We start from the raw sequence: 24,782 nt of genomic DNA, 5'->3' as shown, positions 1-24,782 counted from the left end.
AGCCCTGCCCCACTATGCCGAAACCGCCTGCGCGCCACCCCACACGGTGTCATCGCAGAAGATCAATCCATCTTCGTAGCTAGCCGCCGGCGAGCAGTCGGAGGTAAGGAATACCGGCCCATCCAGATCCACTACATCGCACAACTGGCCCACCACGAACGCTGGCGCCATGGCCATCGACGATCCGGACATGTTGCCCACCATCAGTCCGAAACCAAGCTCGCGTGCTTCCCTGGCAATGGCCAGCGCTTCGGTCAGTCCGCCGCATTTGTCCAGCTTGATGTTGATCACATCGACCCGGCCCACCATCTTCGCCAGGTCGCTACGGTCCTGCACGCTCTCGTCAGCTGCGATCGGTATCGGCCGCTCCAGGTTGTCGAGCCAGGCTTCCTTGCCCAATGGAAAGGGTTGTTCGACCACCGAGACGTTCGCTTCCACCAGCGCCGGCAGCAGCAGTGCGAACGATACGGGTGTGAAACCCTGGTTGGCATCGACCATCAGCCAGACATCGGGCCGTGCGGCGCGTACGGCACGGACGCGGTCGGCATTGAAGTCGTCATCGGTGAGCTTCATCTTGATCGCGCGGGCGCTGGCATATCCACGCGCTCGCTCGGCCATCATCTCCGGTGCCTCGGCACCGAGGGTATAGGTGGTCAATAGTGGACGTGGGGTCGACAGGCCGGCCAGTTCCCATACGGGCTTGCCGCTGCGGCGGGCGTCGAGCTCCCACAGGGCGCAATCGAGCGCGTTGCGGGTGCCGCCGGCGGGAAGCAGTTGCTGAAGTTCCTCGCGCGTGATGCCCGCTTCAATCCGCGCGCGCATCGTCTCGACCTGCGCCAGCATCGTGGCGGGCGTGTCCTTGAGGTAGTAGACGCCCAGGCCTTCTCCGCGACCGACAAAGCCATGTTCGTCGACAAGCGTCACCACCATCGCCTCGAAGGCATTGAAGGTGTAGCCGGTGATATGGAATGGAGCCTTGGTCTGCCAGCTCTTCAGGGTCGCCTGCAGCCGCAGACGGCCACTTGCGTGGATGTTCATGCTTGCTTCCTTCGATAATGCGCGCGGCGGCGGTGATCGGCCGCCGCGCAGATGAGATCAGAACCGGACGTTGAAGCTGACCATCCCGAACGCGACGATGAACCAGGCCAGGTAGAGGGCGGCGAGTCCCAGCAGGGTTTCACCAGCCAGGACCCAGCGGCCGCGACGCGGTGCCATCCATGCGCGAACGACGTTCGCCACCACCGCCAGGGCGCCGATCAGGGCCAGTACGCCCAGCACGAACAGCAGGTACAACCACGGTGTCATCGTGCCCTGCAGCAGCGGGTCCTCGTTCACCGACGATATCCCCAGCAGGGTCATCCACCCGGCCATGTCCACGAACAACGCCAGCACACCCAGTCGCGACCACAGGCGCGAGCGACGCTGTGCCGGCGTCAGCACCAGCGCGCGGCCATAGTGGCGCCGTACCCAGCCGCCGATGCCCCAGCTAAGCAAGGTCACGATCAGCAGGACGAAGGAGAGCCCGGCGAGCAGACTCACCCTGCCCATGGACCTGCCGGCGGATACGCGCTGGAACACGAACACGGGCGCCTCGACATCGGTGGCCCAGTACTGGATGTTGCCGTCGGCATCGGTGACGAATTTCAGGTGCGCGTCGCCGTTGACTTCGCGATAGACCAGCGGCCCCACCTCGCGCCAGTGCAGCGGCTTGCCCGCGTAGTTGTTCCAGACCGATATCACCAGCGTGTTGTCCGGCTGCGGCGCCACGCTGGTCTGGCCCAGCAGGTACAACGGGCGCAGCGAGCTGTCATTGCGCCGGCTCGACTCATACCATCCGGCGACACGGGCGGCATCGGCCCTGGCGGTGGCGACGGTCGGTTCGGCTGGCGCGTTGTAGGGGAAGTAACGGTCGAGGAACGACTTGAATACCGCCTTGCGGATTACGTGCGCTCCACCCTCGTTACCGGCGCTGTTGAACGACATGAATAAGCCCACGTGCGCGTCGAGCATCAGGTGCAGGTCGCTGTGGAACACGATGGTGTCACCGGCGTGGCCGATGATGCGCTGGCCGTGGCTGTCCTCCTGGTAGAAGCCCAGGTCGAAACCGTTGAGGCCGGGTGCCGCGGTGTGCTGAGGGCTGTGCATCAGGTCGGCAGTGGCTTGCTGCAGGATCCGCGCATCGCCGAACTGTCCTCCCTGCAGCTGGGCGATCATGAAGTTGGCCATGTCGGTCGCCGAACTGCTCAGCGCACCGGCCGGCGCTGGATCCACCGGCTCGAACGCGCGCGGCTTGCCTTCGGAAGCTTTCTCGTAACCCTTGGACATCAGTGACGCCAGCGCCGGCGGCAACGGCTGGGCAAAGCTCGAATGGTTCATCTGCAGCGGATCAAAAATATGCTGCTTGATGTAATCCTCGAAGCGTTGACCGGATACGCGCTGCACGATGTAGCCGGCCAGGCCGCAGGCATAGTTGGAGTACGCCACGATCCCGCCCGGCGCATAGATGCGCGCAGGCACGTGCGACTTCAGGTACTTCTCGAGGTCCACGTCGTCGGTGGAGGCCGGCAGCAGGCCGCGGGCGGTGTCCTCGAAGCCCGGCGTGTGGGTCATGATGTTGCGCAGGGTGATCGGCTTGCCGTCCCGGGCGGGAATGGTGAAATCCAGGTAGCCGTTGATGTCCTTGTCCAGGTCCAGCTTGCCCAGTTCCACCTGCTGCATCACGGCGGTCCACGTGAACAGCTTGGAGGTGGAGCCGGGTCGGAACAGCGTGGCATCAGGCGTTGGCGCCGTGCGCGTCTTGAGGTCGGCATAGCCGTAGCCGCGGGCGAACAGCAGCTTGCCATCCTTGACCACGCTGATCACGCCACCGGCAACGTCGCCCCGCTGCAGCGCAAACGGCACCAGCCCGTCGAAGAAGCTGGACAGATCCTCAGCCGTCAGCGCATGGACCGTGTCCGGGGAAAGGGGCGCCGCCGGCGTGGCGACCGGTGCCGGCACCGGCGCCTTGGGCGTGGGCACCTGCGCCATGGCCAGGCCCGTCACAAGGGTGAGGGCGAAGGCCAGGAAAGACGGGGTACAACGGTTCATGGCATGGCTCCGTGCTGTGAGTGGGCGAACCACACTTTAGAAATTGAAGGTGGCCGACACGCCGACGGTGCGCGGCGTGACGTAGTTGGCTGCAAAGGGCGAACCCTGTGGATCGGTCGTTTCCGAGCCCATCGAGGTGATGCCGCGGTCGTCGGTGAGATTCTTGACGTAGGCCTTGAAGGTCCAGTCGCCGTAGTTGGCGCCGGCGCGCAGATCCACGCCGTCATAGCTGGGCACGTCGTAGCGCGGTCCGGGCACGACCGCGAAATCGGTCTTTCGTGCGCCGACGAACCGGTAACTTGCGCCGACGAAACCCGACCAGCCGCCACCGATCGGAAAGTCGTAATCCACGCCAAGATTGGCGTTCCATTTCGGTGCGTACGGCAGCTGGTCGCCCTTCTCGCCGAAAAGGCCGGGCGGCGTGTCTTCGGCCAGTTCCGCATCGGTCCAGCTGGCGTTCGCGGACAGTCTTAAGCCACGCGCTGCGGCGTATTCCCAGCTTGCCTCGATACCCTGGCTTTTCGCCTTGCCACCGTTGCCGAGGAAACTGAAACCGCCGGCGAACGAGGTGAGCTGGATCTTGTTCCAGTCGATGTAAAAGGCCGCCACGTCGACCGTCATGTGCTGGTCCAGCATCACGGATTTCAGGCCCAGCTCGTAGCTCACCAGCTTGTCCGGGCCGAACGTTACCGGTGCGCCCAGTCCGGGCGGCACGCCCACATTGGGGCCGCCCGGGCGGAAGCCGGAGGCCACGCGCACATAGCCCATCAGATCGTCGCTGAACTTGAAGCTGGGATTGAACAGGAAGGTGGTCGGGCTGTCCTTGCCCTTGATGGTGAAATTCGAATCGCCGACCAGGATGCCGTTACCGGTCTGGGTGAACGTGGTGCGGTCATTGCTGTAGCGCGCACCGAGCAGGATGCTGAAGCGGGATGTCGCATGCCAGGTGACGTCGCCGTAGCCGGCCCACTCGCGGAACACCGCCGGACCCACCGAGATGTGGCCGAGCGTCACTGGTAAGTCGATCCGCTGGCCCGTCACCGGATCGATGGTCAGGACGTCCTGCGTATTGGTGGTGTGTTCGCGCGTGAAGAACACGCCAGCGCGCCACTCAAGCGTCTGGTCTTCCCGCGACTGCAGGCGAAGTTCCTGCGTGAACTTACCCAGGCTCATCGGGTTGTTGATCGTGTAGCCCGCGTCCAGCCCCAGCGCCGGATTGATGATCGGGCCGTACGCCGCGGTCACGTCGGCATTGGCCGATTTGTCCAGCGTGCCGTAGCTCGTCGAGGACACCAGTTTGGCCCAGCCGAAGTCCACATTCAGCGCGGCATCGTAAAGACGGTAGCGCACGCCGAACTGGCCCGTACCCGCGGCACGACTCTGTTTCAGATCACCGTAGAGAGGCCGGCGCGTGAGCGGATCGATGTCGGTGCCGGTGTTCGCCAGCGCGTCGCCGCTGAGGTTCTGCGCCAGTGCCGACAGGCGCAGCGACATCGTATCGGAGGGTGTCCACAACAGCTGGGCGCGACCACCGCGCACTTGCGCGTCGTCGACATCCTTCTGGCCAGTGAACACGTTGTCGGTATAGCCCGGATCATGGCGCGTATAGGCATTGACACGCAGTGCGAGCTTATCCTTCACCAGTGGCAGGTTGAACATGCCATGCGCGTCGAAGCCGCTACCGCCATGCGAGACACTGCTCGCGCCCGCTTCGATGCGCCCGGCCACGCGCGTGCTGTCCGGCGGCGTGGTAACGAATTTGACCAGGCCTCCCAGCGTGTTCGAGCCGTACAGGGTGCCCTGCGGACCACGCAACACTTCGATGCGCTGCAGGTCGTCCGGATCGGTGTCCGGGGTCAATACGCTACCTGCCGCATAAACGGTGCTTGAGCCGTATGGCGTGTCGTCGATATACGTGCCCACGGTTGCATTGGGCGTATTCGCACCCGAGGTGACACCGCGCAACACCAGCTGCGTCTGGCCAGGCCCCACTGAAATGATGTTGAGTCCAGGCACCCGCGTGGCGTAGTCGGCGAAGCTCTGCGCACTCTGGCGCTCCAGGTCTTCGCCCTGCAACGCGGAGACCGCCATAGGTACGTCTTGCAAGCGCTCGCTGCGCTTGTTGGCAGTGACCACGACCTCGCCGAGGTTGGTGGTGGTGCGGTTGAGCCTGGCGGTCGGCGGTGGGGAGGTGTCCGCCTGCCCCGTTCCCGAAGAGTCAACTTGCGTGGCGGCGATGTCCGTCGTGACGTTGGCGGGATCGGCAGGTGGCAGCGGCTGCGCGACAACACCCAGTGGCACGAGCAGGGCCAACGCAATGGCGGCGGGAATTCCCCGGCGGACGGGACGGCATGGACGTGGCTGCATGAGACGTTCTCCCCCGAGACGGTCTGTGGGTGGCACGGGGCGAGTGTTATCCCGTTATCAGGATGTTGTCAATGTTAATCTCATACCACCACAAAGCCAGGCACTGCATGGGAACGGGCGCCTCAGCTAACCCGCCGCCCGGCTCAGACGTGAATTCCCCATGCCTCGAAATCGGCCATCTCATACAACGGCCGGATTTCGATCTCGCTCGGTCCCGGCATGGGGTTGGGGCAACGCTTCACCCAGGCTACCGCCTCGTCCATGTCCTTGACGTCCCAAAGCCAGAAGCCGGCAACCAACTCACGGGTCTCGGCGAAGGGCCCGTCGATCACCGTGCGGCCGGGGCCTTCGAACGCGATGCGCTTGCCGTGGGAGGAAGGCTTCAGACCGTCCCCTACTCCGGGCTGCATGATGCCGGCCTTGACCAGCTCGTCATTGAATTTGCCCATCGCCTCGAGCATGTCGATCGAAGGGGGAGTGCCCTTTTCACTATCGACGGTGGCCTTTACGAACACAATGACACGCATGGTCTGTCTCCTGAGGTTGGGCCGGGCCTTATTGGCCTGACACAGGTACGACGAATGAGGTGTCCGGGAATCGACATCGGCCTTTAAATTCTCTACTACCCGTGCAGGCGCTGCGACGGGCCAGCCCTCCAGATTGATCCTGGCCTTATTACCGGGTATATTACCGGGTATAGCTGGAGGTATGCCATGAGCCAAGCCCAAAAACGCGCCGTGCAGAACTATCGATCTCGCCTGGAACAACGGGGCATGTCCCGCTACGAGGTTCTGGGAAAAGAGTCCGATCGCGAGTTGATCCGCTCCCTGGCTCGCCGCCTGGCTGAAGATGGTCCAGAAGCACTAGAAATTCGTGACATGGTCAACCGAACGATCAAGGGCGAGCCGCCCAGGAAAGGCGGCATCCTCAAAGCGCTTCGCCGATCGCCACTGGTAGGCGCCGAGCTTAACCTCGTTCGCTCCGGCAACGAAGGACGCAAGGTCGACCTTTGATGCGTTATCTGCTCGACACAAACATCATCAGCAATGTCACCAAGGCCGAACCCTCCAAAGCACTACTCGCATGGTTGGGCAATCGGATTGACACGGACCTCTTCATCGCCGCGCTTACCGTGGCTGAAATCCATCGGGGCATACTCGAAAAGCCCAACGGCAAGAAGCGAAAAATCCTCGAAACCTGGTTTTCAGGACCCGAAGGTCCCCAGGCACTCTTTTCAAATCGCATCCTTGCTTTCGACGAAAAGGCGGCGATCGCCTGGGCGCATATGATGGCCGACGGAAAAGCCAAAGGCCGGCCACGAAACGCCTTCGACACCATCATTGCTGCCGTCGCCACCACGAACGATTGTGTCGTTGTTACGGACAATGAGAAGGACTTCGAGGGTCTGAAGATCATTAACCCTCTTCGTGGGCGGCACTGATTCCCAGTGCACTTCGGGGCAATCGCTTCAACCGGCCAACCGCCACGTACGCAGAACCTCATGGCGTGAAAACCCGATATGGCTCTTGACGAGGGCGAAGTCCATGGCACGAAAGCCGATCGGCTCGATCGGGGTTTTCGCCAGGCGGTGCCGCGGGTCGTAGCACAGGGTCATGTGCGGCTCGTAGATACGCGGCGGAGCAAAGCCATGATCGGCCAATGCACATCCCAGCGCCGTGCGCAGGCTGCGGACTTCGTCCAGGCCTTTCGCGCCCAACAGTACGAGTGGGCCGCTGGGTGCCGAAAACGTCATGACAGCCTCGAAGCTCGCCTTTAGGACGGGAAAGGAAACCGAGTCGGCGGCGCGGCAGGCCGCATCCACCAGCGCTGGGTCCACGTCGTGCCCGACCAGGTCAAGGGTGATGTGCAAACGCTCCGGATCGATCCTTTTGCCCGGGACACCATGGGATGAGAGGAGCCCCCCGGCAAATGCATGGATGCGCCGTGCGTCCTCGACGGAGGGCCGCAACGCGAAAAACCAGGTGTGTATTGGTCGTCCAGCCGACTTGCGCGCGTGCCGGTCACTCGTCGCCTGTGCCGGTAGCTCACCAAACAGGTTCTGCTGGGTCACCCCTTGATCTCCCTCGATCATCAAAGCTGTCTAGGTGCGGGGCTTTGCCGAAATTCTGGCCTCGGTGAGGAGAATTTCCTTGCTGTAACGAAGGAACTCGTCAAGGTGGCCGGTGATGATGCTGATGGTGATCGGCAGTTGTAGCGTCTGGTACTGATGTACCGCGATGTTGCGAAAGCCCACCATGCGTTTGAGGCCACCGGCCAACGAAGGTTCAATCCACCCGTTTTCGGCAAGCATGTCGAATACGCCCCGTGCACTCTGGGGCGAACCAAGACGCTCGCGCCGGATAAGATGCTGCCCCATATCAAGTGCCGCCTTGCAGGCGCGCTGGATATTCATGATGGCAGCGTCCTGACGCGTAATGTCGGTAGCAAACGAGGAAGGATCCTTCAGGTATTCCTCACGAGCCCGCCCAACACACCGCTCGATGCTTGCCGCCTTGTTGACCAAGACATCATCAGTCATGGCGATCTTGTCGCGATCGATTGGGGCATGAACATCACTCCCATTCAATAGTCGCGGGCGGCTTTCCACTGATATCGTAGACTACACGAGAAATCCCAGGCAACTCATTGATAATACGCGTACTAACCGCATCAAGGAACGCATACGGCAGATGCGCCCAATGGGCCGTCATGAAGTCGATGGTCTCCACCGCACGCAGCGCAATCACCCACTCATACGCCCGACCATCGCCCACCACGCCCACCGAGCGCACCGGCAGGAATACGGCGAACGCCTGGCTTACGCGGTCGTAGAGGTCGGCCTTGCGCAGTTCCTCGATGTAGATCGCATCAGCGCGCTGCAGCAGGTCAACGTACTGGACCTTCACCTCGCCCAGCACGCGCACCCCCAGGCCTGGGCCGGGGAACGGATGGCGATAGACCATCTCGCGCGGCAGGCCTAGTTCCACGCCGACACGCCGCACTTCATCCTTGAACAGCTCGCGAAGCGGCTCGACCAGCTTCAGGTTCATCTTCTCCGGCAGGCCGCCGACGTTGTGATGACTCTTGATCACATGGGCCTTGCCCGTCTTGCTGCCGGCCGACTCGATGACATCAGGGTAGATCGTACCCTGGGCCAGCCATTTCACATCTTTGAGCTTCTGCGCTTCAGCGTCGAAGATCTCCACGAACAGACGGCCGATCACCTTGCGCTTGGCCTCGGGATCGGACACGCCGGCCAGGCCCTCGAAGAAGCGATCCCGCGCATCCACGCGGATCACATGCACGCCCATGTGCTCGGCCATGGTGGCCATGACCTGGTCGCCTTCGTTAAAGCGCAACAGGCCCGTGTCGACGAACACGCAGGTGAGTTGCTCGCCGATGGCCTTTTCAAGCAGGGCCGCGACCACCGAGGAATCCACGCCGCCGGAAAGGCCCAGCAGCACCTTGTCGCTGCCGACCTGCGCTCGCACGCGCTCCACGGCGTCGTCGATGATGTGCGCTGCCGTCCACAAGGTGGCGGCGCCGCAGATATCCACGATGAAATGGCGCAGCAGCTCCAGGCCGCGCTGGGTGTGGGTGACTTCAGGGTGGAACTGCAGGCCGAAGAGCTTGCGCGATTCATCGGCCATGCCGGCCAGGGGCAGGCTGGGCGTACTGGCCGTGGACGTGAAGCCTGGCGGCAATTCGGTCACGCGGTCGCCGTGGCTCATCCACACGCCGGACATGTCGCCCTCGTTCACCACGCCGTCGAACAGGCTGCAGGCGCCGAACTTCAGGTCTGCATAACCGAACTCGCGATGGTGCCCGGCCTCGACCTTGCCGCCCAATTGCTCGGCCATGGTCTGCATGCCGTAGCAGATGCCCAGCACCGGTACGCCAAGGTCGAACACCTGTTGCGGCGCGCGCGGCGAGTCGGCTTCCGTCACCGACTCCGGGCCGCCGGACAGGATCACGCCACGTGGCGCGAAGCCCGGAATCTCTTCCGGCGCGTGGTCCCAGCCCCAGACTTCGCAATACACGCCGATCTCGCGGATGCGGCGGGCGATCAGCTGCGTGTACTGCGAGCCGAAGTCGAGGATGAGGATCTTGTCGCTGTGGATGTCGGTCATGGCGCGGTTACTCACGGTGCGGAAGCCTGAAAGAAGAACCGCCTCGTGCGAGGCGGTCTTCGTGGGTGCCTAGTCGAGGCGGTAGTTCGGTGCTTCCTTGGTGATCTGCACGTCGTGGGGATGGGCCTCCCTCACGCCTGCCGATGTCACCTTCACGAACTGCGCCTTGTGGCGGATGTCCTCGACGGTAGGCGTGCCCATGTAGCCCATCGATGCGCGCAGGCCGCCGATCAGCTGGTGGATGATGTTGCGCAGCGGACCGCGGTACGGCACGCGGCCTTCGATACCTTCGGGAACGAGCTTGTCGGCGTCGGCTTCATCCTGGAAGTAGCGATCCTTCGAACCCAGCTGCATGGCGCCGATGGAGCCCATGCCGCGGTAGCTCTTGTAGGAACGGCCCTGGAACAGTTCCACGTCGCCCGGGGCTTCCTCGGTACCGGCGAACATCGAGCCGAGCATTACCGACGATGCTCCGGCGGCCAGTGCCTTGGGGATGTCGCCTGAATAGCGGATGCCGCCATCGGCGATCAGGGGAATTTCATCCTTGAGCGCCGTGGCGACCAGGTCGATCGCGGTGATCTGCGGCACGCCGACGCCGGCGACGACACGCGTGGTGCAGATCGAACCCGGGCCCACGCCCACCTTCACCGCATCCACGCCAGCGTCCAGCAGCGCGCGCGCCGCTTCACCGGTAACGATATTGCCGGCCACCACCTGCACCTGCGGGTAGTGTTTCTTCACCCAGCCGGCGCGGTCGATCACCGCCTGCGAATGGCCATGGGCCGTGTCGACCACGATGACATCGACGCCGGCATCCACCAGAGCGGCGACGCGTTGCTCGGTGTCGCCCGCCACGCCGACGGCCGCGCCGACCAGCAGGTGTTCCTGCCCGTCCTTGGCGGCGTTGGGGTTGTCGGACGCCTTCTGGATGTCCTTGACGGTGATCAGGCCGCGCAGCTGGAAGTCGTCGTTCACCACCAGCACTTTCTCGATGCGGTGGCGATGGAGGAGTTCCAGCACGGCCTGGTGGTCTTCGTCTTCACGCACCGTCACCAGGCGCCCTTCGCGGGTCATGATGTTGCGCACCGGGTCGTCGTGCTTGCGCTCGAAGCGCAGGTCGCGGCTGGTCACGATGCCGACCAGTTTTTCACCGTCGACCACGGGCACGCCTGAGATATTGTGCTTGCGGGTGAGCGCGATCACGTCACGGATGGAGGTGTTCGGGCCTACCGTGATCGGGTTGCGAATGACGCCGGCTTCGAACTTCTTCACCAGACGCACTTCGGCGGCCTGCTGCTCCCACGAAAGATTCTTGTGGATGATGCCGATGCCGCCGTTCTGCGCCATGGTGATGGCCAGGCGGGCCTCAGTGACCGTATCCATGGCGGCCGAGACGATGGGGATGTTCAGGCGAAGGCCGCGGGTGAAGCGCGTGGAGGTGTCCACGTCGCGCGGCATGGTCGTGGAATGACCGGGTACCAGATAGACGTCGTCGTAGGTGAGAGCCTCGGCGAGGATGCGCATGGCGAGTGTTCCCGCGGGTAAATCACGCCATTATACGATATCGCGGCCCCGCATGCCGCACTGCATCACGAGAGTGGCTTGAACGACGTGCCGTCGCGGGCTTCAGCCGCTTCAAGGGTGTTTTCCATCAGCGTGGCGACGGTCATCGGCCCCACGCCGCCGGGCACGGGCGTGATCCAGGAGGCACGGCGCGAGGCCGGCTCGAACTCCACGTCGCCCACCAGACGGCCGTCTTCCAGGCGGTTGATGCCCACGTCGATCACCACCGCGCCTTCCTTCACCCATTCACCCTTCACCAGCCCTGGCTTGCCCGCGGCCACCACCAGGATATCGGCCTGGCCGACGAATCCGGCCAGATCCTGCGTGAATTTATGGCAGCTGGTGGTGGTGCAGCCGGCGATCAGCAGCTCCAGGCCCAATGGCCGGCCGACGTGATTGGAAACGCCCACGATCACCGCATGGCGACCACGCACGGGGCGGTCGGTATGGCCCAGCAGGGTCATCACGCCGCGCGGTGTGCAAGGCCTCAGGCCGAAGCGGCGCAGGGCAAGGCGACCCACGTTCACGGCCTGGAAGCCGTCGACATCCTTGCCCGGGTCAATGCGGTCGACCAGGGCGTCCTCGTCGATATGCCGCGGCAATGGCGATTGCACCAGGATGCCATCGACCTGTGGATCGGCGTTGAGGTTGTCGATGAGGGCGATGACCTCTTCCTGCGTGGTATCGGCGGGAAGGTCATAGGCGAAGGAATGGAAGCCGACCTGCTGGCAGGCCTTGCGCTTGTTGCGCACGTACACCGCGGAAGCGGGATCTTCGCCCACCATGACCACGGCAAGACCAGGCGCGGGGCGACCATCGGCCACGCGGCGGGCGACGCGCCGGCCGATATGGTCGAGCAGCTCCTGGGCGATGCGTTTGCCATCGAGGATGCGTGCGGTCATGGGCCTGGCTGATGCGGAGGAATTGTTCATTATCGCAAATGCGAGCGTGTTACGGGGTGGCCACGAGCTGCTTGTGGCGGGTCACCGCAGGCTTGCGCCCTTACAATTTCCGGTGGCGGCAGTATCTACGCCTGGCAGCTAAAGCCTTCGATGGCCAGATAATCCACGGAGCTGACATGGGCACCACATCCTGGACACGCGGCATCGCGCGGGATGGCTACCTCGCGAAAGCGCATGGTAAGAGCATCGTACGTCAGCAGGCGCCCGACAAGGTTGTCGCCCACGCCAAGCAACAGCTTCAAGGTCTCGGTGGCCTGAAGCAGGCCAATCGTGCCGGGAATCACGCCGAGGACGCCAGCCTGGTTGCAATCGGGTACGTCGCCTGGACGCGGCGGGCGTGGATAGATGCACCGGTAGCACGGGCTGTCGTCCCGACGGGGGTCAAAAACACTGACCTGCCCGGAAAACCTTTCCACCGCGCCGTACACCATCGGTATTTCCAGATGGAGCGTGGCTGCGGCGATCAGGTAGCGCGCGGCGAAGTTATCCGCACCGTCTATCACCACGTCGTAGCCGGCCAGCAGTGTTTCCACATTGGACGCCTGCAATTTTTCTTCTCGTGCCACTACGTCGATCGTGGGATTGAGTGCCTGCAGTAGCTGGCGCGCAGATTCGACCTTCGCCATGCCCACGCGATCATCCGTATGGACCACCTGGCGGTGCAGGTTGCTGCGTTCGACGCGGTCGTCATCGATAAGGGTGAGATGGCCCACCCCTGCACCGGCGAGATAGAGCATGGCCGGAGCGCCCAGGCCACCGGCACCGACGATGGCCACCCGCGAGGCCGCCAGGCGGGCCTGGCCGGACACGCCCACCTGCGGCAGGATCACCTGCCGGGCATAGCGGTTGGCAGCATCGGCATCGAGCAGCCCGGCTGCAAGCGGCAAGCCCTCCGCGCTCCAGCGGGCGAAGCCACCGGCGATCGATGCAACATCGAGGTAACCCATGTCGAGCATCGTGGCGGCCGCCAGGCGTGAGCGAACGCCTGTACCGCAGATCAGCAGGACGGGGGTGGTGAGATCGGGTACAAGCCCCGCCGCACGCGTGGGAAGGAGGCCCCGTGGAATACCGACGGAGCCTTCAGCCACCGCGGCGCGTTCGTCATCTTCGCGCACATCCAGCAGCACCGCCCCCTGCCCTTGCCGAAACCGGGCCTCGGCCGGCGTCACCTCACGCACGTCGGCGCGCGGGCTGGCTGGCGACGATGGCGGCTGGTTCATGGCGTCTCCGGGAGGACTATTTCTCGCGGCGCTTGGCGTTGCGGATCATCCGCTGGCGCTTTTGTTTCTGGCTGTCGGTAAGGACGTTCTTCTTGCCGGCGAAGGGATTCTCGCCATCCTTGAAATCGATGCGCACCGGTGTTCCTTCCAGCTTGTAGCGCTTGCGGAAGTAACCTTCAAGGTAGCGGCGGTAGGCCGGCGCGATGTGCTTGGTACGGCTGCCGTGGATCACGATCGTGGGCGGATTGGAGCCGCCCGGATGCGCATAGCGAAGCTTGGGCGCATGGCCGCGGACCAACGGCGGCTGATAGCCCTCATAGGCCTGCTCAAGCGTACGGGTGAGGTCGCTGGAAGTGAGCTGGCGCGTAGCGGCGGCGTGCGCGCGCACCACGGCTCGCATCAGCTCGCGCAGGCCCGAGCCATGTAGCGCGGAGATGAATACTGTCTTGGCCCACTCCACGAACGCCAGACGACGCTCCAGCGCGCGCTTGCACTGATCGCGGGCGTAGGTGTCCATGTCGTCCCACTTGTTCACGCAGATCACCAGCGCGCGGCCTTCCTCGATGGCGTGGCCGATCAGGGTGAGGTCCTGGTCGGCCAGGTTTTCGCGGGCATTGATCAGGATCACCGTTACCTGGGACGCAGCAATGCTCTGCAGTGTCTTGATAACGCTGAATTTCTCTACCGCTTCTTCGACACGGGCGCGGCGCCGGACGCCAGCGGTGTCGATCAGGGTGAACAGCTTGCCGTCGCGCTCGAGGGGCACCCGGATGGGGTCACGCGTGGTGCCGGCAACTTCAGAAACGATCAGGCGGTCCTCGCCCAGCAGGCGATTGATCAGGGTGGACTTGCCGGCATTAGGGCGGCCGGCGATGGTGACGCGAATGCCCTCGTCGGACAGGCCGGGATCGGCGTCATCCTGGTCGGGCGGCAGCATCGGCAACGCGGCCGCGATGAGGGCGTCCACGCCACGGCCGTGCGCGGCCGACAGCGGAAGCGTGTGTGCCACGCCAAAACGTGCGAATTCGCCCAGGGCAGTGGATTCGTCCACGCCGTCGGTCTTGTTCACGCCGACGATCACGGGCTTACCCGTGCGGCGGAGTTCGTCGAGGATGGAGCCATCCTGCGGGAGCAGGCCGTCGCGGGCGTCGACCACGAACACCAGCACGTTGGCCTCGGCCACGGCCAGGCGCACCTGCTGCGCCGTCAGGCCCTCGATGCCCTCGTCGCTACCGGACAGGCCGCCGGTATCCACCAGCACGAACGGGCGTTCACCCAGCCGGCAGACACCGTAATGGCGATCACGCGTGACACCGGGCATGTCCGCCACGAGGGCGTCACGGCTGCGCGTGAGCGCATTGAAAAGGGTCGACTTACCAACGTTCGGACGGCCGACCAGGGCAACGACAGGCAACATGGCGGCGCGTTTCCGAAGGGATCTTAAGGTGCGGCGATGCGATAGGCGCCGATATGACCTTCGACATCTTCCACGTAAACGGTATTGCCCACGACCACCGGCTGCGAGCGAATGGCCTTCTTCGACAGGCGCTCACGTGCAACGAGCTTGCCGTCGCCACTGGCCAGCCAGTGTACGTAGCCTTCCAGGTCGCCGACGACGATGTAATCGCCCTGCGCGGCGGGGCCGGTGAGCCAGCGGTACTTCAGGGCGTCCTGCTTCCACATGTCCGCGCCGCCGCTCTTGTCGAAGGCCCATAGGTTGGACTGCTCGTCCACGCCGTACACGGCATTACCGTGCACGTCGATCGATGTGTAGCTGGAGAACGGACGGTTCCACAGCGGACGTCCGCTGGGGCCGTCCACCGCCGTGAGCTGACCATGGTAGGCCGCGGCGAAAAGCGTATTGCCGTCCAGCACAACGGAGCCGTCGGCGTCGTTCAGGCGATCGATCTCGGTGCGGCCTTCGCCGCTGGAAAGGCCCTGTTCCCAGAGCTTCTCGCCGTTGTCCATGCGCAGCGCCACCAGCTTGCCGTTGTCACTGCCGAAGAACACCACGCCATTGGCCACCAGCAGTGGACCATTGCCGCGCAGGCTCAAGGTGGGCACGGCGGTCTGGTCGTAGGCCCAGCGGCGTTCGCCGGTGGCCGAATCCAGGCCGTAGAGGCGACCGTCGGACGTGCGTACCACGACCAGGTTGCCGACGATGGCAGGCGCGGTGATGACCTCGGCGGTGACCTCGGCCGTCCAGCGCTTTGCCCCGTCTTTCGCACCCAGGCCATAGACGTGGCCGTCGAGCGTGCCGACCACCAGCAGGTCGCCAGCGACGGTGGGACCGCCCGCCATGAAGGCATCCGGGCGCTTCTTGTCGCCCCAGCCGAACCAGCCGTGGGTGCGCGACTTCTGCCGCCACACGGTTTTGCCGGTATTGGCGTCGATGGCGATGAGGTCGCCGTCGGCACTGGCGGCATAAAGCACGCCGTCGACCACTTCAGGCCGCAGGCGTATGCCTGTCTTGACCGCGCCGTCGCCCACGCTCGACTTCCACAGCCGCTCGACCTTGAGCGTTGGCTTGAGGTCGGTGAGCTTGGTCGGCGGTTCGATGTTTTCTTTCTTGGCGTTATGGCAACCGGCCAGGACGGCGACGGACGCCAGAGCAGCCACTAGGAGGAACCGTTTCATGCACCCTGCTTCCCGGCCACGGCCAGATCGTCAATCTTCAGTTTCACCACGCCGCGTTGCGGCGCGCTGTCGTCCATCGAGGCCATCGCGGCCGTATAGGCCTTGCGGGCCTCGTCGATGCGTCCAAGCTTGACCAGCGCATCGCCGCGTAGTTCCTGTGCAAGGGAAATGTAGGCACCCTTGGGCATCGTATCGAGGGTGGACAGCGCCTGGTCGGCGTGGCCGGAAGCCAGGCGAACCTGGGCGGCGCGCAGCTGCACCAGACCCTTCACGGCATCGTCGGTGGCGTGCGCCTGGGCCCAGTCGAGGGCCACCTGGGCCTTGTCCAGCTGGTTGGCTTCAGCCGCTACCCGGGCGCGATCGGCCGAGGCGAATACCGCGTAGGTGGTGTCGGTGAACTGCGTCTGCAGGCGATCGATACTGGCGTCGGCCTCGGCTGACTTGTTGGTTGCCAGGGCTACCTGTACCTGTTCATACAGCGTGGCCGCCTCGGCCTCGTGGTCGGCGCGGTGATTCTTCCACTTCTGGTAGCCGAAGATCAGCAACAGGCCCAGGACAATGCCAACGATGATGGAGACGCCGTTCTGACGCAGCCACTGCTGGATGCGTTCGCCCTGTTCGTAGTCGTCGTATGAATCGAAAGACATGCATGCACCGTGGAGGGGGCTTCGAAGCCCCGCGCGCCCGACATGGTGGGCAGGAATACCCGCCGGATGCGCCAATGGCGCGTCCGGCCGGGTGAATGAACAAGGATACCTTAAAAGCCGGTGACGCGGCCGGGACAGCGCGCGGGCGGTCAGTTATTGGTCGGCGCCGGCGGAGCACCACCGACCGCCTGGGCCTGGCCGTTGTGGACATCCACCTTGAAACGGGCCACGTTGGCCCGGCGGAAGCCGTCCAGGGCCACGGGCTTGCCGTCGACCATGGCCTGGGCGCCCGTGGCGTTGCCGATGCGCACGTCCATGTTGCCGTCACTGCGATAGCTTCGCGTGGTGCCCGCCGGCAACAGGCCGTACTCAAGCCTCGATCCATCGGCGGCAAGCACCTCGACCCAGCTGGCCGAGGGCACGGTAAGCGATAGGGTATGGCTGCCCTGGCCGACCGCGCTGGCAGCATCAACGGCAGGAACATCCACCTTCGGCGCCGTGACGCGGTTTTCCATGTTCGGGAAGATTGCCATCGAGGCCAGCAACGGCTGCTGGTCATCCACCGGCGTGGGTGCCGGCGGCCGGGCAACGGGCGCCGCGGCGGCGACGGCGTTCGCACCGACGCTGGTGGACGCGGCCGGGACAGTGTCCTGCTGGGCCGTCACCGGCGAGGCGTCGAGCGGCGCCAGGCGGGCCAAGTCCCGGTCGAACGTACCGCGCACGCCGAACCAGATCAGCGGCACTACGATCACCGCGGTGAGCACCACGTATTGCGCCGCCGTCATGTAACGGTCGAGCAGGTAGCGCGAGTGCGAAATACCACCGGTGACCACCAGGGTCGGCTGCTTCGACTTCGTGTGTTCGATTTCCTCGGCGATGGCGGCTTCATCCACCCCCAGGAAACGGCCGTACTTGGAGAGGTAGCCTGCCAGGTACACCTGATAGTCGATGCCGTTGTATTCCCCGGCCTCGAGCTGGCGCAGCAGCCGTGACGGCAGTCGCAGTTGATGGGTGCAGGCCTCGATGTCCAGGCCCCGCGCCTCGCGCGCCGCGCGGAGGCGGTCGCCGAAACGGGGGGCGAACACTACCGATTCGACGAAGCGATGCTCCGCCACGTCCGGCACGTCCGGGGCCGTCTCGATGGGGGCCTCCGGTGCCGCCTCGCCGTCTGCCGCCCCCGCGGCATCGGCACGGAACAGGTCTTCGTGATCCTGGTTACCGTTCATATTGGGCTTTTTCGTGTTCATTGACGTGCTGTTGCGTCCGTGGCATGCGCCTGTTCCGAATCCGGGAACTGTTTGCGTAGCCGCCTGATGTAGTCCTGGGCACCCTCGCCATTGCCCAGACGGAGCTCGATGTCGTGACCGAGCTTCAATGCATCCGGGCTGCTCTGTCCTGAAGCTTCGTAACGCTGCAGGAAGGCGCGGGCGCGGAACGCATCGTTCTTAAGGTACAGCACATGTGCCAGCTGATACAGCGCCTCGCTGTTGCGGGCGTTGCGGGCCAGCGCCTTGCGGAAATCGATCTCCGCGGTCTCGTACTGGTTGGACTTGAGCTGGCACGTACCGGCGTTGGTCAGGGCAATGTCGGGCGTGTCGTAATAGGGATCGAGCACGGCCCGGTCGAAGTAGACCTGGGCCTCGGCAGCCTTGCCCGACTTGCACAGGAAGACGCCGTAATTGTTGTTCGGGGCGCCCTTCTTCGGCTCCAGCTCCACGGCGCGCTTGTAGTGGATCGCCGCATTGGCATCATCGCCGATGCGCTCGTAGAGCACGGCGATCACCGTATGCGCCGGGGCGTATTTCTCGCTGAACTGAAGGGCCTTGGTGAGCTTCTCCATCGCATCCTGCAGTTGCCCGTTCTGCATGTACTGCTGGCCGAGCTCGGTATGGATGCGTGCTCCCTCCGTGGCCCGGTCTTCCTTGCTCTGCTGGACCAGGTGGTCGGAGTTCAGGGAATCCTTTGCCACCTGTGGCGGCCTCGGCTGCGAGTGGCAAGCGGCCAGCAGCATCGTCGCGCACAGCATCCATGAACACTTACGCAGCATGGTTGACCCCGTCTTCCAGGCGTTTGCGGAACTCCGCCTGCCGGCGGGTGCGGTCCAGCACCTGGCCCTTGAGCTGGCCACAGGCTGCATCGATGTCGTCGCCACGGGTACGCCGCAGCATGGTCAGCACGTTGGCGCTGAGCAGCTGCGTCTGGAAATCGTGGATCGCATCGGGTCCGGAACGCTCAAAACGCGTACCAGGGAATGGATTGAACGGGATCAGGTTCACCTTGTTGTGGCCGGGCAGCCGGCGCATGAACTTGATCAGCTGGCGGGCGTGTTCGGGCTGGTCGTTCACGCCCTTCATCAGGGTGTATTCGAAGGTGATGTGCGTGCGCGGCTTGCGGGCGATGTAACGCTCGCAGGCGGCGGCGAGCTCGGCGATCGGGTAGCGTTTGTTCAACGGCACCAGTTCGGTCCGGAGCTCATCGTTGGCGGCATGCAGCGACACCGCCAGCGACACGTCGCTCACCGCGGAGAGCTTGTCGATCATCGGCACCAGGCCCGCGGTGGACAACGTAACGCGCTTGGACGCCAGGCCGAAACCCAGGTCGTCGCGCATCAGGCTCATCGCCGCCACCACGTTGTCGAAGTTGAGCAGCGGCTCGCCCATGCCCATCATCACCACGTTGGTGATGCGGCGCTGCTGGTGCGGCACGTTGCCCAGGTGCCTGGCCGCCACCCACACCTGTCCGATGATCTCGGCGGTGGAGAGGTTGCGGTTGAAACCCTGGGTCGCGGTGGAGCAGAACGAGCAGTTAAGGCCGCAACCGACCTGCGAGGACACGCACAGCGTGCCGCGCGTGGGCTCAGGAATATAGACCGTTTCCACCGCATTGCCGCCATCCATGCCCAGCAGCCACTTGTGCGTGCCGTCGATGGCGGCCTTGTCCAGCAGGGTGTTCGGCGGACCGATGTAGCAGGCTTCCTCAAGCTTGGCGCGCAGCGCCTTGCCGACGTCGGTCATGTTGCCGAAGTCGCTTTCAAGGTGGTGGTAGATCCACTTCATCACCTGCTCGGCGCGATACGGCTTCTCGCCCAGTTGCGCGAAGAAATCACGCAAGCCCTGGCGATCGAAGTCGAGCAGGTTGACTTTGCCTTGGTCGGTCACGTCGATACTCAGCGGGAAAGGACTTCCGTCGAAGCGAAGAAATAAGCAATCTCCACCTTGGCGGTATCGGCAGCGTCCGATCCGTGCACGGCATTGGCGTCGATCGAATCGGCGAAGTCGGCGCGGATGGTGCCGGCGTCGGCCTTCTTCGGATCGGTGGCGCCCATGAGATCACGGTGCTTAAGAATGGCGCCTTCACCTTCCAGCGCGGTGATCATCACCGGGCCTGAGATCATGAAGTCGACCAGTGCCTTGAAGAACGGACGCTCCGCGTGCACGGCGTAGAAACCTTCAGCTTCCGCGCGCGAGAGCTGCTTGAATTTGGCGGCCACGATCTTCAGGCCGGCTTTCTCGAAACGGGCATAGATTTCGCCGATGACGTTCTTGGCGACGGCGTCGGGCTTGATGATGGAAAGGGTGCGCTCCAGCGCCATACGGGTACTCCGGGAAAAAGTTAAGCCAGCCCCCTAGGGGAAGGATGTCAGTAGCTTGCAACGAAATACATAAGTAATTACGTACTTAGCTCACGAAATGTTGACAGATTCTAGCTGATTCGCAAGGGGTTTCCATGGCCGTTCCATGACGTTTGACCCGGATGGCGCCACGGGCGTATTCTCAAACGATCGTTTGATTCGAACGCTCGGGATCGATCCATGAACTCCTCGCCCTTTTCCACCAAGGAACGCATCCTGGGCGCGGCGGAGAGCCTGTTCGCCACCCACGGCTTCGCCGGGGCCTCGCTACGGCAGGTCACGGCCGCGGCGAACGTGAACCTGGCGGCGGTGAACTACCACTTCGGCTCGAAGGACAAGCTGATCGAGGAAGTGTTCCGCCGGCGCCTGGACGAGCTCAATACCCGCCGCCTGGGCGCCCTGGGGACCCTGGCCCAGAAGCCGGACACTACCCTTGAAGCCGTGCTCGAAGCGTATATAGGCCCGGCCCTGGACCTCTCGCGCACCGGCGGCGGGGGCGCGGCCTTCGTCCGCGTGCTGGCCCGGGCCTATGCCGAGCACAATGAAACCCTGCGGCGGTTCCTCTCGGAGAACTACGGCCACGTCCTGCGCCAGTTCGCCGCCGAGTTCCAGCGCCTGCTGCCTGCCCTGAGCAAGGAAGAACTCTACTGGCGGCTGGACATCGTCACCGGCGCCCTTACTTACGCCATGGCCGACTTCGGCATCATCCAGCGCAAGAACGAAGTGGCCGAACAGGCCCACCGCGAGCAGGCGGCCGAACACCTGGTGCGCTTTGCCGCCGCGGGCCTGCGGGCCCCCTCCCCCCATCCGGCGCCCCGGGCCTGAGTCTTCCGCCCGTCCGCCTCGCCTTGAAAATGCATCACCGGAGAACACCATGACCGCAACACCATTACGCATCCGCAAGGCCGCCGTGCTGGGCGCGGGTGTGATGGGCGCTCAGATTGCCGCCCACCTGACCAACGCAGGCGTCGAAACCGTGCTGTTCGACCTCGCCGCCAAGGAAGGCGCCAAGAGCGGCATCGCGCTCAAGGCCATCGACAACCTCAAGAAGCTCTCCCCGGCCCCCCTGGCCGGAAAAGACCTGGCCGCGGCGATCATCCCGGCCAACTACGACGAGCACCTGGGCCTGCTGGCCGACGTCGACCTGGTGATCGAGGCGATCGCCGAACGGATGGACTGGAAGCTTGATCTCTACCGGAAGATCGCTCCGCACATCTCGGCCACTGCGGTGCTTGCCAGCAATACTTCGGGCCTGTCCATCAACGAACTGGCCTCGGCCCTGCCTGGGGAAATGCGCCACCGCTTCACCGGCGTGCATTTCTTCAACCCGCCACGCTACATGCACCTGGTGGAACTGATTCCCACCGAGCTTACCGAGCGCGGCGTGCTCGAGGGCCTGGAAGCGTTCCTCACCACCACGCTCGGCAAGGGCGTTGTGTACGCGCGCGACACCCCGAACTTCATCGGCAACCGCATCGGCGTGTTCTCGATGCTGTCCACGATGTACCACACCGATAAATTCAAGCTCGGTTTCGACGTGGTCGATGCCCTTACAGGCCCCGCCGTGGGCCGCCCCAAGAGCGCCACCTACCGCACCGCGGATGTCGTGGGCCTGGACACCATGGCCCACGTGATCAAGACCATGGCCGATACCCTGCCCGACGACCCCTGGCACAAGTACTTCAAGGCCCCGGCCGTGCTCGAGGCCCTGATCGCCAAGGGCGCACTGGGCCAGAAGACCGGCGCGGGCTTTTATCGCAAGGCTGGCAAGGACATCGTGGTGCTCGATCCTGCAAAGCAGGATTACGTGGTCAGCGAACCGAAGGCCTCGGACGACGTGGCCGCCATCCTGGCCATCAAGGATCCATCGGAGAAGTTCGCCAAACTGCGCGCATCGACGGATCCGCAGGCACAGTTCCTGTGGTCGGCTTTCCGCGATCTCTTCCACTACAGCGCATTCCACCTGGGCGACATCGCCGAGACCGCGCGCGATGTCGACCTTGCCATCCGCTGGGGCTACGGCTGGAAACTCGGTCCCTTCGAAACCTGGCAGGCCGCCGGCTGGCAGCAGGTGGCGCAGTGGATCGACGAGGACATCAAGGCCGGCAAAACGATGAGCAACGCGCCACTGCCGGCATGGGTCACCGACGGCCGCAAGGGCGTGCACGGCAAGGACGGCAGCTGGTCGGCCGGCGCCAAGGCCGACAAACCCCGTTCCACCCACCCTGTGTATAAGCGCCAGCTGTTCCCCGACCCGATCCTGGGCGAGTCGGCCGACAAGGGCAGCACCGTGTGGGAGAACGATGGCGTTCGCCTGTGGACACTGGGCAGCGACGATGTCGGCATCGTGTCGTTCAAAACGAAGATGAATACGGTGAACGATTTCGTGCTCGATGGCGTGCAGGAAGCAGTGCGCCAGGCTGAGGCGAAACTGCGCGCCGCCGTGCTGTGGCAGACCGGCGAGCCGTTCTCTGCCGGCGCGGACCTCAAGGGCGCGCTGGGCCTGCTGAAGGAAGGCAAACTCGCCCAGTTCGAGGCCATGGTGGCCAACTTCCAGGCCACCAGCATGAGCATCAAGTACGCGCTGGTACCCGTGGTGGCAGCCGTGCGCGGCCTGGCCCTGGGCGGTGGCTGCGAGTTCCAGATGCATTCGGCCCGCACCGTGGCGGCGCTTGAAAGCTACATCGGACTGGTCGAGGCAGGCGTGGGCCTGTTGCCGGCCGGTGGCGGCTTGAAGGAACTGGCCGTGCGCGCCGCGCGCCTGTCGCCGGAAGATCCGTTCGAAGCGCTGAAGAAAGTGTTCGAGACGGTCGCCATGGCGAAGGTGTCAGGCAGCGCCATCGAGGCCAAACAGATGGGCCTGCTGCGTCCGGACGACGTGGTGGTATTCAATGCCTATGAGCTGCTGTACGTGGCCAAGCAGCAGGCGATTGCCCTGGCTGAGTCGGGCTTCCGGCCACCGATGCCGGGTCGCGCCATCCCCGTCGCCGGCGATGTGGGCACTGCAACCTTCAAGGCTTCGCTTGCCAACCTCGGTGAAGGCTACTTCGCCTCGCCGCACGACATCCACATTGCCTCGGCGATTGCCGACACGCTGTGCGGTGGCCGCATCGAACGCGGATCCACGGTGGATGAAGCATGGCTGCTGGCGCTGGAGCGCAAGCACTTCGTCGCCCTGGCACAGACGGAAAAGACCCAGGCGCGCATCGCACACACCATGACGACGGGCAAGCCGCTGCGGAACTGATGCGCCACGCGCACACCGCCACGACTTTCCCTTTATTTAGGACAAGACCATGAGCAAGCAAGTCCAGGACGCCTACATCGTCGCCGCCACCCGCACACCGGTGGGCAAGGCGCCGCGCGGCGTTTTCCGCAATACCCGTCCCGATGACCTCCTCGCCCACGTGATCCGCGCGGTGATCGAACAGGCGCCGGGCATCGACCCTGCGCTGATCGCCGACGCCGTGATCGGCTGCGCCATGCCCGAGGCGGAGCAAGGCATGAACGTGGCACGCATCGGCGTGTTGCTGGCGGGCCTTCCCGATGTGGTGCCCGGCGTCACCATCAACCGTTTCTGTTCCTCCGGCGTGCAGGCCATTGCCATGGCCGCCGACCGCATCCGCCTGGGCGAGGCCGACCTGATGCTCGCCGGTGGTACCGAGAGCATGAGCATGGTGCCGATGATGGGCCACAAGGTGGCGATGAACCCGGCCATCTTCGAGAACGACGAAGACCGCGCGATCGCCTTCGGCATGGGCATCACGGCTGAAAAGGTGGCCGAGCGCTGGAAGGTCAGCCGCGAAGACCAGGATGCGTTCGCCCTGCAGAGCCACCAGCGCGCGCTGGCCGCCCAGGCTGCGGGCGAGTTCAACGACGAGATAACCCCGTTCCAGCTTGACGACCGCTATCCGGATCTTGCCAACCGCAGCGTCAAGGAAGACCGCCGCATCATCACCATGGACGAAGGCCCGCGCAAGGACACCAGCCTGGACGTTCTGGCCAAATTGAAGCCGGTATTCCGCAACGGACAATTCGGCGGCTCGGTGACAGCGGGCAACTCCTCGCAGATGTCCGACGGCGCCGGTGCCCTGCTGCTGGCCAGTGAAAAGGCAGTGAAGGATCACGGCCTTACCCCGCTTGCCCGCTTCGTGGGCTTCGCCGTGGCCGGCGTGCCGCCAGAGATCATGGGCATCGGCCCGAAGGAAGCGATCCCGCTCGCGCTCAAGCAAACCGGCATGACCCAGGACCAGATGGACTGGATCGAGCTGAACGAGGCTTTCGCCGCGCAGGCGCTGGCGGTGATTCGCGAACTGGGCCTGGATCCTTCGAAGGTGAACCCGCTCGGCGGCGCCATCGCCCTGGGCCATCCGCTGGGAGCCACCGGTGCCATCCGAGCCGCCACCTTGATCCACGGCCTGCGCCGTCGCAAACAGAAATACGGCATGGTCACCATGTGCATCGGCACCGGCATGGGTGCCGCGGGTGTCTTTGAGGCCCTGTAAAGCCCGACGGGGCCGGTTACCTGCGCGACCGGC

The 24,782-nt window shown here is 64.3% G+C and carries 22 protein-coding genes; 5 read left to right on the top strand and 17 right to left on the bottom strand.

Features of this window, described 5'->3' with window-relative positions:
- Window positions 1-12: 12 nt before the first annotated feature.
- From VGM61_RS19030 to VGM61_RS19015, 4 genes are all read right to left on the bottom strand, one after another.
- Window positions 13-1,038 (bottom strand): dipeptide epimerase, encoded by a 1,026-nt coding sequence (locus tag VGM61_RS19030; RefSeq protein ID WP_331524505.1) that lies wholly within the window; start codon window positions 1,036-1,038, stop codon window positions 13-15.
- Between the two features lie 57 nt (window positions 1,039-1,095).
- Window positions 1,096-3,087 carry a serine hydrolase domain-containing protein gene (locus VGM61_RS19025; protein WP_331524503.1) on the bottom strand — a complete coding sequence of 664 codons (1,992 nt, stop codon included), beginning with the start codon at window positions 3,085-3,087 and terminating at the stop codon, window positions 1,096-1,098.
- A gap of 36 nt (window positions 3,088-3,123) precedes the next feature.
- Window positions 3,124-5,454: a TonB-dependent receptor gene (locus VGM61_RS19020; protein WP_331524502.1), complete on the bottom strand. Its 2,331-nt coding sequence runs from the start codon at window positions 5,452-5,454 to the stop codon at window positions 3,124-3,126.
- 143 nt (window positions 5,455-5,597) lie between these two features.
- The gene (locus VGM61_RS19015; protein WP_331524501.1) at window positions 5,598-5,981 is read right to left on the bottom strand and encodes a YciI family protein; all 384 of its coding nucleotides are present in this window, start codon (window positions 5,979-5,981) and stop codon (window positions 5,598-5,600) included.
- 186 nt (window positions 5,982-6,167) lie between these two features.
- On the opposite strand from VGM61_RS19015, the gene VGM61_RS19010 reads away from it, so the two are divergent.
- Window positions 6,168-6,467 (top strand): hypothetical protein, encoded by a 300-nt coding sequence (locus VGM61_RS19010; protein ID WP_331524500.1) that lies wholly within the window; start codon window positions 6,168-6,170, stop codon window positions 6,465-6,467.
- Window positions 6,467-6,895, top strand: coding sequence for a type II toxin-antitoxin system VapC family toxin (locus VGM61_RS19005; protein ID WP_331524499.1), 429 nt, complete (start codon window positions 6,467-6,469; stop codon window positions 6,893-6,895). Before VGM61_RS19010 ends, VGM61_RS19005 begins: the two co-directional genes overlap by 1 nt.
- 27 nt (window positions 6,896-6,922) lie before the next feature.
- Here VGM61_RS19005 and VGM61_RS19000 read toward each other — a convergent pair whose 3' ends face one another.
- From VGM61_RS19000 to ndk, 13 genes are all read right to left on the bottom strand, one after another.
- A complete protein-coding gene (locus VGM61_RS19000) occupies window positions 6,923-7,525 on the bottom strand; it encodes a 2'-5' RNA ligase family protein (protein ID WP_331524498.1) in 603 nt (200 codons plus the stop codon).
- A gap of 30 nt (window positions 7,526-7,555) precedes the next feature.
- Window positions 7,556-7,993 (bottom strand): type VII toxin-antitoxin system HepT family RNase toxin, encoded by a 438-nt coding sequence (gene hepT, locus VGM61_RS18995; protein ID WP_331524497.1) that lies wholly within the window; start codon window positions 7,991-7,993, stop codon window positions 7,556-7,558.
- A 34-nt stretch (window positions 7,994-8,027) separates the two neighbouring features.
- Window positions 8,028-9,584 (bottom strand): glutamine-hydrolyzing GMP synthase, encoded by a 1,557-nt coding sequence (gene guaA, locus VGM61_RS18990; RefSeq protein WP_331524496.1) that lies wholly within the window; start codon window positions 9,582-9,584, stop codon window positions 8,028-8,030.
- Between the two features lie 69 nt (window positions 9,585-9,653).
- A complete protein-coding gene (gene guaB, locus VGM61_RS18985) occupies window positions 9,654-11,108 on the bottom strand; it encodes an IMP dehydrogenase (protein WP_331524495.1) in 1,455 nt (484 codons plus the stop codon).
- A gap of 65 nt (window positions 11,109-11,173) precedes the next feature.
- Window positions 11,174-12,049, bottom strand: coding sequence for a bifunctional methylenetetrahydrofolate dehydrogenase/methenyltetrahydrofolate cyclohydrolase FolD (gene folD / locus VGM61_RS18980; protein WP_331524494.1), 876 nt, complete (start codon window positions 12,047-12,049; stop codon window positions 11,174-11,176).
- Window positions 12,050-12,174: 125 nt separating this feature from the next.
- Window positions 12,175-13,329: a molybdopterin-synthase adenylyltransferase MoeB gene (moeB, locus tag VGM61_RS18975; protein WP_331524493.1), complete on the bottom strand. Its 1,155-nt coding sequence runs from the start codon at window positions 13,327-13,329 to the stop codon at window positions 12,175-12,177.
- 16 nt (window positions 13,330-13,345) lie between these two features.
- A complete protein-coding gene (gene der, locus VGM61_RS18970; RefSeq protein WP_331524492.1) occupies window positions 13,346-14,746 on the bottom strand; it encodes a ribosome biogenesis GTPase Der in 1,401 nt (466 codons plus the stop codon).
- 23 nt (window positions 14,747-14,769) lie between these two features.
- On the bottom strand, window positions 14,770-15,966 hold the full coding sequence (bamB, locus tag VGM61_RS18965) for an outer membrane protein assembly factor BamB (protein WP_331524491.1): 1,197 nt from the start codon (window positions 15,964-15,966) through the stop codon (window positions 14,770-14,772).
- Window positions 15,963-16,613: a tetratricopeptide repeat protein gene (locus VGM61_RS18960; protein WP_331524490.1), complete on the bottom strand. Its 651-nt coding sequence runs from the start codon at window positions 16,611-16,613 to the stop codon at window positions 15,963-15,965. Before VGM61_RS18960 ends, bamB begins: the two co-directional genes overlap by 4 nt.
- A 149-nt stretch (window positions 16,614-16,762) precedes the next feature.
- Window positions 16,763-17,839, bottom strand: a complete 1,077-nt coding sequence (locus VGM61_RS18955) for a helix-turn-helix domain-containing protein (RefSeq protein WP_331524489.1) — start codon at window positions 17,837-17,839, stop codon at window positions 16,763-16,765.
- 17 nt (window positions 17,840-17,856) lie between these two features.
- Entirely contained in the window at window positions 17,857-18,639 is a 783-nt protein-coding gene (gene pilW / locus VGM61_RS18950) for a type IV pilus biogenesis/stability protein PilW (protein ID WP_331524538.1), read from the bottom strand.
- Between the two features lie 10 nt (window positions 18,640-18,649).
- The gene (gene rlmN, locus VGM61_RS18945; protein WP_414694918.1) at window positions 18,650-19,783 is read right to left on the bottom strand and encodes a 23S rRNA (adenine(2503)-C(2))-methyltransferase RlmN; all 1,134 of its coding nucleotides are present in this window, start codon (window positions 19,781-19,783) and stop codon (window positions 18,650-18,652) included.
- The gene (ndk, locus tag VGM61_RS18940; RefSeq protein ID WP_331524487.1) at window positions 19,780-20,205 is read right to left on the bottom strand and encodes a nucleoside-diphosphate kinase; all 426 of its coding nucleotides are present in this window, start codon (window positions 20,203-20,205) and stop codon (window positions 19,780-19,782) included. Before ndk ends, rlmN begins: the two co-directional genes overlap by 4 nt.
- 219 nt (window positions 20,206-20,424) lie before the next feature.
- Between ndk and VGM61_RS18935 the strand changes: the two genes are divergently transcribed.
- Genes VGM61_RS18935 through VGM61_RS18925 form a run of 3 tightly spaced genes read left to right on the top strand, consistent with a single transcriptional unit; the run spans window position 20,425 to window position 24,749 of the window.
- The gene (locus tag VGM61_RS18935; RefSeq protein ID WP_331524486.1) at window positions 20,425-21,069 is read left to right on the top strand and encodes a TetR/AcrR family transcriptional regulator; all 645 of its coding nucleotides are present in this window, start codon (window positions 20,425-20,427) and stop codon (window positions 21,067-21,069) included.
- Window positions 21,070-21,118: 49 nt separating this feature from the next.
- Window positions 21,119-23,491 carry a 3-hydroxyacyl-CoA dehydrogenase/enoyl-CoA hydratase family protein gene (locus VGM61_RS18930; protein WP_331524485.1) on the top strand — a complete coding sequence of 791 codons (2,373 nt, stop codon included), beginning with the start codon at window positions 21,119-21,121 and terminating at the stop codon, window positions 23,489-23,491.
- 49 nt (window positions 23,492-23,540) lie between these two features.
- Window positions 23,541-24,749: an acetyl-CoA C-acyltransferase gene (locus tag VGM61_RS18925; RefSeq protein WP_331524484.1), complete on the top strand. Its 1,209-nt coding sequence runs from the start codon at window positions 23,541-23,543 to the stop codon at window positions 24,747-24,749.
- The last annotated feature ends 33 nt before the right edge of the window (window positions 24,750-24,782 follow it).

It is taken from the genome of Pinirhizobacter sp. (assembly GCF_036499745.1).
Taxonomy (GTDB): domain Bacteria; phylum Pseudomonadota; class Gammaproteobacteria; order Xanthomonadales; family Rhodanobacteraceae; genus Pinirhizobacter.
Note: the sequence above shows the minus strand (reverse complement) of the source record. Positions and strands in the feature narration are given on the sequence as shown.